Raw genomic sequence first — 11,119 nt, 5'->3', positions numbered from 1 at the left:
TCCGGCTCGGCCGGGCGGGGCCCCGCACCCGCACCGGCTAGGCTCTCGGGCATGACTTTCTCCGTGGCGGTGGCCGGTGCGAGCGGCTACGCGGGCGGCGAGCTGCTGCGACTGCTCGCCGACCACCCCGAGTTCGAGGTGCGCACGGTGACGGCGCACGCCAACGCGGGTCAGCCCCTCATCGCCGTGCACCCGCACCTCCGCTCGCTCCGCGACCTCGTCCTCGTCGACACGACGACCGGGAACCTCGCCGGGCACGACGTCGTCTTCCTCGCCCTCCCGCACGGGAAGTCGGGCGAGATCACCGCGACCCTCCCCGAGGACGTCCTCGTCGTCGACTGCGGCGCCGACCACCGACTGACCGACCCGCAGGACTGGGCCGACTTCTACGGGGGCGACTTCGCCGGGGCCTGGCCCTACGGGCTCCCGGAGCTGCTGATCGGCGGCGGCGGACGCAAGCAGCGCGAGGCGCTCGCCGGAGTGCGGCGCATCGCCGTCCCCGGCTGCAACGTCACGGCGATCACGCTCGGCCTGGCCCCCGGTCTGCACGCCGGAGTGATCGAGTCGTCGGACCTCGTCGCGGTCCTCGCCGTCGGCCCCTCGGGTGCGGGCAAGAGCCTGCGGACCGACCTCCTCGCCAGCGAGCTCCTCGGCTCCGCGCACGCCTACGGCCTCGGCGGAGCGCACCGTCACAATCCCGAGATCCGGCAGAATCTCCTGCTCGCCGGAGCCGGACCCGTCTCGATCTCGTTCACGCCGGTCCTCGTGCCGATGTCCCGGGGCATCCTGGCGACCTCGACCGCGCGCCTCGCCCCCGGCGTCTCGGCGCAGGACGTGCGCGCCGCGTGGGAGACCGCCTACGGCGACGAGACCTTCGTCCAGCTGCTCCCGGAGGGCTCCTTCCCCCGGACGGCCGACGTGGTGGGGGCGAACACCGCTCTGATCGGACTCGCCGTGGACGAGCGGGCCCGCCGCGTCGTGGTCGTCTCGGCCATCGACAACCTGGTCAAGGGCACCGCGGGCGCGGCCGTCCAGTCCACCAACATCGCCCTGGGACTCCCGGAGTCCCTCGGCCTGAGCGTGAACGGAGTCGCGCCGTGAGCGTCACCGCAGCCGCAGGGTTCCGGGCGGCCGGAGTCGTCGCCGGGCTGAAGTCGACCGGAGCGCGCGACGTCGCGCTCGTGCAGAACCTCGGCCCGCTGCAGAGCGCTGCCGCGGTCTTCACGAGCAACCGCTGCAAGGCGAACCCCGTCCTCTGGAGCGAGCAGGTGATGCGCGACGGCGTCGTCTCGGCGATCGTCCTCAACTCCGGCGGCGCCAACTGCTACACGGGTGCTCAGGGCTTCCAGGTCACCCACCGCACCGCGGAGCTCGTGGGCGAGAGCCTCGAGGTGTCCGCCGGCGACGTGCTGGTGTGCTCCACCGGGCTGATCGGCGACCAGCTCGACCTCGCGAAGCTCACCACCGGCGTGACCGGCGCCTCCGCCGAGCTCGCCGGGGGACCCGAGGCGGGCGAGGCGGCCGCCCGCGCGATCATGACCACCGACACGGTCCCGAAGCAGGCGGTGGTCCGCTCCGAGCAGGGCTGGAGCATCGGCGGCATGGCCAAGGGCGCCGGGATGCTCGCGCCGGGTCTGGCGACGATGCTGGTCGTGATCACGACTGACGCGGCCCTCGAGTCCGCCGCTCTCGACACCGCCCTGCGTGCCGCGACCCGCGTCACCTTCGACCGCCTCGACTCGGACGGCTGCATGTCGACGAACGACACCGTCGCACTGCTCGCGAGCGGCGCCAGCGGCGTCGAGGCCGACGCCGACGAGTTCACCGCGGCCCTGACCGCGGTCTGCCGCGACCTCACCCTGCAGCTGCAGGCCGACGCGGAGGGCGCCGCCCACGACGTCGCGATCCGCGTGCTGAACGCCGCGACCGAGGACGAGGCCGTGGTCGTCGCCCGCGCCGTCTCCCGCAGCAACCTGTTCAAGGCCGCGATCTTCGGCAAGGATCCCAACTGGGGCCGCGTCCTCGCCGCCGTGGGCACGACCGATGCGCAGTTCGACCCGTACGGCATCGACGTCGCGATGAACGGGGTGCAGGTCTGCCTCGCGGGCGAGCCGCACGAGAGCCGCGACCTCGTCGACCTCGCCCCTCGGGAGGTCGCCGTCGACATCGACCTGCACGCCGGCGACGCGACGGCCACGATCTGGACCAACGACCTCACGCACGACTACGTGCACGAGAACTCCGCGTACTCGAGCTGAGGCGGCCATGAGCGACGACACCACCCTCTCGGCCGAGAGCCGCGCCGAGCGCGACGCCGCGCCCGGGAAGGCCGCGACGCTCATCGAGTCGCTGCCCTGGCTGCAGAGCTTCCATGGGCGCACGATGGTGATCAAGTTCGGCGGCAACGCGATGGTGTCGGAGGAGCTGCAGCGCTCCTTCGCCCAGGACATGGTCTACCTGCGCTACGCCGGGATCCGCCCCGTGGTCGTCCACGGCGGCGGGCCCCAGATCTCGCGGATGCTCGACCGGCTCGGGATCGAGAGCGAGTTCCGGGGCGGCTACCGGGTCACGAGCCCCGAGGCGATGGAGGTCGTGCGGATGGTGCTCACCGGCAGCATCAGCCGCGACATCGTCCGCCGGATCAACGAGCACGGCCCCCTCGCCGCCGGCATCTCCGGTGAGGACGCGGGCCTCTTCGTCGGCCGCCGCCGCGGTGTCGTGATCGACGGCGAGGAGCACGACCTCGGACTCGTCGGAGACGTGATCGCCGTGGACCCCGCCGCCGTCCTCGCTCAGCTCGAGGCCGGCCGGATCCCGGTCGTGTCCTCGATCGCCCCCGACTCGGACGACCCCACGCAGTCGCTGAACGTCAACGCCGACGCCGCCGCCGCCGCGCTGGCCGTCGCGCTCGGCGCCGAGAAGCTCGTCGTCCTCACCGACGTGGCCGGCCTCTACTCCGACTGGCCCGACCGCGAGTCGCTCGTCTCGCACATCCGCTCGGACGACCTCGCGGCTCTGCTGCCCTCGCTCGAATCGGGCATGATCCCCAAGATGACCGCCTGCCTCGACGCCGTGCGCGGGGGAGTGCCCAAGGCCGCCATCATCGACGGCCGCATCCCGCACTCGATCCTGCTCGAGGTGTTCACCTCGGAGGGCATCGGCACCGAGGTCGTCGCCTCGCTCGACCCCCGCGACCGGGAGCGAATGTCGGGCCGCTGATCCTCAGCGGCCCCGGCTCCGAGCGCCCGTCCCGTCCGGGACGCGCGCACCGTCGGCCCTCGCGGCCGGACCGCTCCGATCGAAAGGCCACCATGTCCATCCCCACGACCGCGTCCCGCACCGGCTCGGCGCGCGACCGCTACTCCGCCGCGATGATGCAGACCTTCGCGCCGCCGCTCGCCGTGCTCGAGCGCGGCGAGGGCTGCCGGGTCTGGGACGTCGACGGGCGGGAGTACCTCGATTTCCTCGGCGGCATCGCCGTCAACTCGCTCGGCCATGCGCATCCCGTGTTCGTCGAGGCCGTGACGCGCCAGGCCGGTGCGCTCGCCCACGTCTCCAACTACTTCGCGACCGCCCCGCAGATCGAGCTCGCCGAGACCCTGCGCCGCCTCACCGGGGCCGGGGAGACGGGCCGCGTCTACTTCGCCAACTCGGGCACCGAGGCCAACGAGGCGGCCTTCAAGCTGGCGCGGCTGAACGCGGCCGGCGGCCGGCACCGCGTCCTGGCGCTGCAGAACGCGTTCCACGGGCGGACGATGGGCGCGCTCGCTCTGACCGGCAAGGCGGCCATGCGCGCGCCGTTCGAGCCGATGCCGGGAGGGGTCGAGCACCTCGAGGCGAGCATCGAGGCCCTCGAGGCGGCTCTCGACGAGTCCGTCGCCGCGTTGATCGTCGAGCCCATTCAGGGGGAGGCGGGCGTCATCCCGCTGCCGGCCGGCTACCTCGAGCGCGCGCGGGAGCTCACCCGCGAGCACGGCGCGCTGCTCATCGTCGACGAGATCCAGACCGGGGTCGGGCGGACCGGACGCTGGTTCGCCTACCAGGAGGCGGGGATCCTGCCCGACGCCGTCACCCTGGCCAAGGGGCTCGGCGGAGGCTTCCCCGTCGGAGCGCTGGTGACCTTCGGCGAGGCGTCCGACCTCCTGCAGAAGGGCCACCACGGCAGCACCTTCGGCGGCAATCCGCTCGCGACCGCCGTGGCCGGAGCCGTGCTCGCCGAGATCGAGCGCGCCGACCTTCTCGGCAACGCGCGGGAGCGCGGGGCGCAGATCGTCGACGCGCTGACCGCTCTCGACTCGCCCCTGATCGGAGGGGTCCGCGGCGCGGGCCTCCTCCTGGGCATCGCCCTGACCCGGCCGGTGGCCGCCGAGCTCGCCGCCGCCTGCCTCGACGCCGGCCTGATCGTGAACGCGGCGAACGACTCGAGCATCCGGCTCGCGCCTCCGCTCGTGGTGACCGCCGCCGACGTCGCCGAGTTCGCCGAGCGCTTCGGCCGCGCACTGCAGACCCTCTGACCCCGTACCTCCACCGAAAGCGACCAGCACCGTGACCCGCCACTTCCTCCGCGACGACGACATCACTCCCGCCGAGCAGGCCGAGATCCTCGACCTCGCCCTCGAGCTCAAGCGCGACCGCTTCTCCCGGAAGCCCCTCGCCGGGCCGCAGACCGTCGCCGTGATCTTCGACAAGTCCTCCACGCGCACCCGTGTCTCCTTCGCGGTCGGCATCGCCGATCTCGGCGGCAGCCCCCTGATCATCTCGACCGCGAGCAGCCAGCTCGGCGGCAAGGAGACCGCCTCCGACACGGCGCGGGTGCTGGAGCGCCAGGTCGCCGCCATCGTGTGGCGCACCTACGCGCAGTCGGGCCTGGAGGAGATGGCGCGCAGCACTCGCGTGCCGGTCGTCAACGCGCTCTCGGACGAGTTCCACCCGTGCCAGCTCCTCGCCGACCTGATGACCATCCGCGAGCACCGCGGTCACCTCGCCGGCCTCACGCTCACGTTCTTCGGCGACGGAGCGAGCAACATGGCGCACTCGTACCTCCTGGCGGGGGCCACGGCCGGCATGCACGTCCGCATCGTCTCTCCGGAGTCGTACTCGCCGGACGCGGCGGTCCTGGCCGATGCGCAGCGCATCGCCGCGACCACCGGCGGATCGGCGATCACCACGACCGACCCCGACGAGGGCGCGGCCGGCTCCGACATCGTGATCACGGACACATGGGTGTCGATGGGCAAGGAGGACGAGAAGGCGGCGCGCGTCGCGACCTTCGGCGCCTACCGGGTCGACGCGGCCACGATGGCCGCCGCCGCTCCCGATGCGCTGTTCCTGCACTGCCTGCCGGCGGATCGCGGCTACGAGGTGACCGCCGACGTGATCGACGGCCCGCAGAGCGTGATCTGGGACGAGGCGGAGAACCGCCTGCACGCGCAGAAGGCCCTGCTCGTGTGGCTCCTGGAGCGCGCCGGCACCGCCGACGCCGCTCAGTAGACTCGACAGCCGAACCCGAGGAGAACCATGACGGAACGACCCTCCGCCCGCGCGGGCGAGGCCGGAGCCCTCTGGGGCGGCCGCTTCGCCGGCGGCCCCTCGCCCGAGCTCGCCGCGCTCTCGAGGTCGACCCACTTCGACTGGCAGCTCGCCCCCTACGACCTCGCCGGCTCCCGCGCCCACGCCCGGGCGCTCGCCGGAGCGGGCTACCTCGACGACGCCGAGCTCACCGCGATGCTCGCGGCGCTCGACCGGCTCGAGGCTGCCGTCGCCGACGGGAGCTTCGCCGCCGACGAGTCGGACGAGGACGTGCACGGCGCCCTCGAGCGCGGCCTGATGCTCGAAGCCGGTCCCGAGCTCGGCGGCAAGCTCCGCGCGGGGCGCTCGCGCAACGACCAGATCGCCACCTTCGTCCGGATGTACCTCCGCGACCACGCGGCGCTCGTCTCGGAGCTGGTGGTGCAGCTCATCGACGCCCTCGCCGCGCAGGCGTCGGCGCACCCGACGGCGATCATGCCCGGGCGCACCCACCTCCAGCACGCTCAGCCCGTGCTCCTCGCGCACCATCTGCTCGCCCACGGCTGGGCGCTGCTGCGCGATCTGGAGCGCCTGCGGGACTGGGCCGTCCGGGCGGACGTCTCGCCCTACGGCTCGGGCGCCCTCGCCGGCTCGACCCTCGGCCTCGACGCCGAGGCGGTCGCCCGCGATCTCGGCTTCGCGTCGAGCGTGCCGAATTCGATCGACGGGACGGCCAGCCGCGACCTCGTCGCCGAGTTCGCCTTCGTCACCGCCATGATCGGGATCGACGTCTCGCGCATCGCGGAGGAGGTCATACTCTGGAACACACGGGAGTTCGCCTTCGTCACGCTCGACGACGGCTACTCGACCGGGTCCTCGATCATGCCGCAGAAGAAGAACCCCGACATCGCCGAGCTCGCCCGGGGGAAGTCCGGCCGCTTGATCGGCAACCTCACCGGGCTGCTCGCGACCCTCAAGGCGCTGCCGCTCGCCTACAACCGCGACCTGCAGGAGGACAAGGAGCCGGTCTTCGACTCGGTGACGACCCTCGAGGTGCTGCTGCCCGCGTTCAGCGGCATGATCGCGACCCTCACCTTCCACACCGACCGGATGGCGGAGCTCGCGCCCCAGGGCTTCTCCCTCGCGACCGACGTGGCCGAGTGGCTCGTGAAGAAGCACGTGCCCTTCCGGGACGCCCACGAGATCACCGGTGAGCTGGTCAAGCTGGCGGAGTCGCAGGGGAGGGGGCTCGAGGATCTCGACGACGCCGCGCTCGCCTCGGTGTCGCCGCTGCTCACTCCAGACGTGCGGTCCGTCCTCAGCATCGAGGGATCGGTGGCGAGCCGGGACGGTGTCGGCGGCACGGCTCCCGACCGCGTCGCGGAGCAGCTCGCCCGGCTGACCGAGCGCGTCCGGGTCGTGCGCGGATCCCTCCGAGGGGAACGCCCGTGACTCTTCGAGGAGCGCCGGGCGACGACGGCCGTCCGCCGCTGCGCCCCTGGCAGCAGCGGATTCTGGTGCTGGTCGCCGCAGTCGTCATCGTCGCGGTGATCGTGATCACCCTCGTGTCGGGCCAGAGCTTCTTCTGAGCGCCGACCTCCCCGACCTCGCGCGCTCGGCTCTCGAGGTGGCACCGGAGCTGCTCGGCCGCGTCCTTCTGCACCGCACGCCGGAGGGCGTGGTCGGCGTCCGGCTGACCGAGGTCGAGGCGTACCTCGGAACCGGTGAGGATCCGGGCTCGCATGCGCACCGCGGACCGACACCCCGGACGGCTCCCATGTTCGGTCCGCCCGGATCCGTGTACGCGTACTTCACGTACGGGATGCACACCTGTGTGAACATCGTCTGCTCCCCGGCGGGCACGGCGTCGGCGGTGCTGCTGCGCGCAGGCGAGGTCGTATCGGGGGAGGATCTCGCGATGATCCGGCGCGGACCCGTTCGCAGCCGGGATCTGGCCCGCGGACCCGCACGGCTGGCGAAGGCCCTCGGAGTCCGTCTCACCGAGTCGGGCGACCCGCTCGAGGCGGCGTTCGAGCTGCTGCCGGGGGAGAGGCCGTCCTCCGTGGCGGCGGGCCCGCGCACCGGCGTCTCGGGCCCGGGCGGCGGGGACGACTTCCCGTGGCGCTTCAGCATCCCGGGCGACCCCACCGTCTCGCCCTACCGGAGAGCAGTGCCCCGGCGGCGGCCCGGAGCTCAGCCCGCGAGGTAGAGCCGGGCGAGCACGCCGAGAGCCGCCGACCAGGCGAGGCTCGCCAGCGTGCCGATGATGAACCGCTCGCGCGCCTCCGGGGAGGCGAGCTCGCTGAAGCGGCCGACGCCCTTGATCGCCACCACGACCGCGATCCCCTCGGGGAGACCGCTCATCAGTGCGCCGGCCGTCGCGATCCGCTCGAGGACCCCTATCGTCGTCCCGCCGCGGAGCACCTCGATCGGCTGGCCGATCGCCGAGGGCGCGCTCCCGGCGGCGGGGCGGGAGGATCCGGCGACCATGATGCCGCCGTGGCTGCCGCTGCGGGAATCGGCCGTCGCGAGCCGGAGGGTGAGCAGCACGATCGGCCCGCCGCCCGCGACCGCCAGCGCGAAGGCCAGCACCGCCACCAGGACGGAGTGGATCGGGGGCGCGGACGGTCCGGCGACCGCCGTGAGGAGGAAGGCGGCGGCCGCCGCCGCGAGGGGGATCCAGGCGAGCTGCGGACGGCGCAGGCGCACGGCCAGCATCGCACCGGCGAGTCCGGCGAGCAGCACGAGCACCACGCCCGTCCACGAGGCGGACTGCAGCGCGGAGGCGAGGAGCAGGGCGGGGGATCCGGGGGGTGCCGTCATCGGGGTGTCCTCTCGTCGGTGGGGTCGAGCGTACGGTCGACCACCGTCAGCAGGCGCGCGAGCGCATCACGGGCGGGAGCGTCGACTCGAGCACTCGCCGCGCGGACCCGGAGGCTGACCGCCTGCGGGCTGACGGCGAGGCGCTCGGCCGCATCCTTCTGGGAGAGGCCGCTCTCGAGCAGGTCGACGATCTGCCAGCCGGCCTCGGAGCGCGCGTCGCGCAGCAGGAGGAGCGGATCGATCAGCGCCTGGACGTCCGCCGGTGCCGGCGCCGCCGTTCCCGGTGCGTCCGGATCGAGGGAGAAGCGCGTCGGCCGGCCCTTCGCCGCCTCGACCGCCCGGCGCGCCGCGAAGTACGCCTCCCCGGTCGCCGCTCTCGTGGTCGCGGGGAGTGGCCGGTCGACGGGGCCGATCCCGAGGCCGATGCTCCAGTGGCCGGTCCGGTGCAGCTCGAGCACGAGTGTGACGACGGCATCGGCCCGGTCGAGCACGCACTGGAACTCGTCGCCCGCCGTCCGCTCCGGGGGCAGGACGAACGACGCCCGACCGTCGTCGATCAGGCTCGCGATCGCCTGGTCCACGCGGTCGTGGTCGTGCCTGCTGTCGCGCTGATCCGCGGTGATGACGAACATCGGACCTCCTCGATCAAGTATCGGCACTTGATCGCCCGGGATCAAGCCTGTGCGCTTGACTCCCGGAGACCGGCTCCTTCCCGCCGCGGTAGCCTGGTCGGGTGATCGACCAGCACCTCCCCGGGTCCGCGACGAGCCCGCAGCTCGACCCCGCCTTCGACTCCGTGTGGGACGAGCTGGTCTGGCGAGGCTCGGTGCACGTGTCGACAGATGCGGGAGCGTTGCGCGAGCTGCTGTCGGGGGAGCCGATCACCTACTACTGCGGGTTCGACCCGACCGCGCCCAGCCTCCACCTCGGGAACCTGGTGCAGCTGATCGTCATGCGCCGGCTCCAGCTGGCCGGGCATCGGCCGCTCGGGCTCGTCGGCGGCTCGACCGGGCTGATCGGGGATCCGCGTCCGACGGCCGAGCGGACGCTGAACTCGCGCGAGACGGTGACGGCGTGGGTCGAGCGCCTCCAGGCGCAGGTGTCCCGGTTCGTTCCCGCGGGCGGCGATAACGGGCTGCGCCTGGTCAACAACCTCGACTGGACCGCTCCGCTGTCGGCGATCGACTTCCTGCGGGAGATCGGGAAGCACTTCCGTGTGGGGACGATGCTCAAGAAGGACGCGGTCAGCGCCCGCCTCAACTCCGACGCGGGGATCAGCTACACCGAGTTCAGCTACCAGATCCTGCAGGGACTCGACTACCTGGAGCTCTACCGGCAGTACGGGTGCGTCCTGCAGACCGGCGGCAGCGACCAGTGGGGCAACCTGACGAGCGGGACCGACCTGATCCACCGCACGGAGGGCGTGTCGGTCCACGCGATCGGTACACCCCTGGTGATGAACTCCGACGGCACAAAGTTCGGCAAGAGCGAGGGCAACGCCGTCTGGCTCGACTCCGAGCTCACCAGCCCGTACGCGTTCTACCAGTTCTGGGTCAACACGGACGACCGTGACGTCGCCGACCGCCTGCGGATCTTCACCTTCCTGCCGCGCACGGAGATCGAGCGCCTGGAGAAGGCCGCCGCCGACGAGCCGTTCCGCCGGGAGGCGCAGCGCGCGCTCGCCTGGGAGGTCACGTCGCTGGTGCACGGAGCGGAGGCGACGCGGTCGGTGATCGACGCCTCGGCCGCGCTCTTCGGCAAGGGCTCGCTCGAGGGGATCGACCCGGTCATCCTCCGCGGCGCGCTCGAGGCGGTGCCCTCGATGGAGGCGACACCGGAGACGCCGGCGCTGCAGGCGTTCGTCGAGACCGGACTCGTCGCCAGCACGGGGGAGGCGCGGCGGGCTCTCGCCCAGGGCGGGCTCTCGGTGAACAACACCGCCCTCCCGTCCGAGACCGTCACGCTCGGCGAGCTCCCGTTGATCGACGGGATCGCCGTCCTCCGTCGCGGCAAGAAGAGCTTCGCCGGGGCCTTCGTCCGCTGACCGCGTGCACGCTCTCCGCGAGCGGACGCGGGCGATGACGGCATCGGCGGTCTCATCAGCTCATCAGCTCGGTAGCCGGTAGCCGGTAGCCGGTAGCCGGTAGCCGGTAGCCGGTAGCCGGTAGCCGGTAGCCGGTAGCCGGTAGCCGGTAGCCGGTGCCGGGTACCGAGTCGGACACTCAGCGACGCACGGCCCCTGAATCGCGACACGCCCGGGACGCAGGCGATTTGCCGCTCGGCCGAGGCCCGACGTAATGTAACTCCTCGTCACCCCAAAGGAGCGGCAAGCGGGAGTCAGGCGCAGAGCGTCGAGACCAGCTGGCCCACCTCAAGCGGGGACCATCCCCTCGCTCCCAGGCCTGTTAGAGATTCGTCTCTTGAAGACTGCGGGATCGCGAGCGTAAGATGCAAAGCCTCCACGGGACACGGTCCCGGCTTCGTTGCAAGGCCTCACGGCCGAGCCCGGTGCAGCGGTGCGGTCCTCGATCGTGCAGCGAACACCACGAAGAAGCCGGACTTGACACGGCCTGCGGATGTGCTAAGTTAGTCGAGTTGCCACGGAGGCAATCGGGACTTCGGTTCTGACAAGTCTAACCGGTCTCGGCAAGCAAGACAAATCGAGTGGCTCACGCCCTCGTACAGCAAACTTCGATCACTTCCGTTGTGAAGCACCGTTCTGGTGTGGAGGCGGGATGTGTCCGATTCTTGAGAACTCAACAGCGTGCACTATGTTCAATGCCAATTT

11 protein-coding genes are annotated in these 11,119 nt (G+C 72.1%); 9 read left to right on the top strand and 2 right to left on the bottom strand.

All coding sequences use genetic code 11. The features are described 5' to 3' along the window. The first annotated feature begins 51 nt into the window (after nt 1-51). The 8 genes from argC (at nt 52) to C5B95_RS14625 (ending at nt 7,717) form a co-directional block, all read left to right on the top strand. A complete protein-coding gene (gene argC / locus C5B95_RS14655) occupies nt 52-1,101 on the top strand; it encodes an N-acetyl-gamma-glutamyl-phosphate reductase (protein WP_104226315.1) in 1,050 nt (349 codons plus the stop codon). Further along, complete coding sequence (gene argJ, locus C5B95_RS14650) at nt 1,098-2,258, top strand: bifunctional glutamate N-acetyltransferase/amino-acid acetyltransferase ArgJ (protein ID WP_104292057.1); 1,161 nt, start codon at nt 1,098-1,100, stop codon at nt 2,256-2,258. The genes argC and argJ overlap by 4 nt, the downstream gene beginning before the upstream one ends. A gap of 7 nt (nt 2,259-2,265) precedes the next feature. Further along, nucleotides 2,266-3,219 carry an acetylglutamate kinase gene (gene argB / locus C5B95_RS14645; RefSeq protein WP_104224497.1) on the top strand — a complete coding sequence of 318 codons (954 nt, stop codon included), beginning with the start codon at nt 2,266-2,268 and terminating at the stop codon, nt 3,217-3,219. 92 nt (nt 3,220-3,311) lie between these two features. Then, entirely contained in the window at nt 3,312-4,514 is a 1,203-nt protein-coding gene (locus C5B95_RS14640; RefSeq protein WP_104257206.1) for an acetylornithine transaminase, read from the top strand. Between the two features lie 31 nt (nt 4,515-4,545). Then, nucleotides 4,546-5,490 (top strand): ornithine carbamoyltransferase, encoded by a 945-nt coding sequence (gene argF, locus C5B95_RS14635; RefSeq protein ID WP_104308522.1) that lies wholly within the window; start codon nt 4,546-4,548, stop codon nt 5,488-5,490. Nucleotides 5,491-5,517: 27 nt separating this feature from the next. Beyond that, nucleotides 5,518-6,960, top strand: a complete 1,443-nt coding sequence (argH, locus tag C5B95_RS14630) for an argininosuccinate lyase (RefSeq protein WP_104250193.1) — start codon at nt 5,518-5,520, stop codon at nt 6,958-6,960. Beyond that, nucleotides 6,957-7,097, top strand: coding sequence for a hypothetical protein (locus tag C5B95_RS17630; RefSeq protein WP_181068098.1), 141 nt, complete (start codon nt 6,957-6,959; stop codon nt 7,095-7,097). Before argH ends, C5B95_RS17630 begins: the two co-directional genes overlap by 4 nt. After that, on the top strand, nt 7,094-7,717 hold the full coding sequence (locus C5B95_RS14625) for a DNA-3-methyladenine glycosylase (RefSeq protein WP_104226321.1): 624 nt from the start codon (nt 7,094-7,096) through the stop codon (nt 7,715-7,717). The genes C5B95_RS17630 and C5B95_RS14625 overlap by 4 nt, the downstream gene beginning before the upstream one ends. Here the strand turns inward: C5B95_RS14625 and C5B95_RS14620 are convergent. Together C5B95_RS14620 and C5B95_RS14615 are read right to left on the bottom strand one after the other, a co-directional pair. Beyond that, on the bottom strand, nt 7,702-8,331 hold the full coding sequence (locus tag C5B95_RS14620) for a hypothetical protein (protein ID WP_104327405.1): 630 nt from the start codon (nt 8,329-8,331) through the stop codon (nt 7,702-7,704). The genes C5B95_RS14625 and C5B95_RS14620 overlap by 16 nt on opposite strands. Further along, nucleotides 8,328-8,963: a DNA-binding protein gene (locus C5B95_RS14615; protein ID WP_104349506.1), complete on the bottom strand. Its 636-nt coding sequence runs from the start codon at nt 8,961-8,963 to the stop codon at nt 8,328-8,330. The genes C5B95_RS14620 and C5B95_RS14615 overlap by 4 nt, the downstream gene beginning before the upstream one ends. Before the next feature lie 101 nt (nt 8,964-9,064). Here C5B95_RS14615 and tyrS point away from each other — a divergent pair, with 101 nt between their 5' ends. Then, entirely contained in the window at nt 9,065-10,375 is a 1,311-nt protein-coding gene (tyrS, locus tag C5B95_RS14610) for a tyrosine--tRNA ligase (protein ID WP_104250196.1), read from the top strand. The last annotated feature ends 744 nt before the right edge of the window (nt 10,376-11,119 follow it).

The organism is Rathayibacter sp. AY1A7, from assembly GCF_002930845.1.
Lineage (GTDB): Bacteria > Actinomycetota > Actinomycetes > Actinomycetales > Microbacteriaceae > Rathayibacter.
The sequence above is the reverse complement of the archived record's forward strand: the minus strand, read 5'-3'. Positions and strand labels throughout refer to the sequence as shown.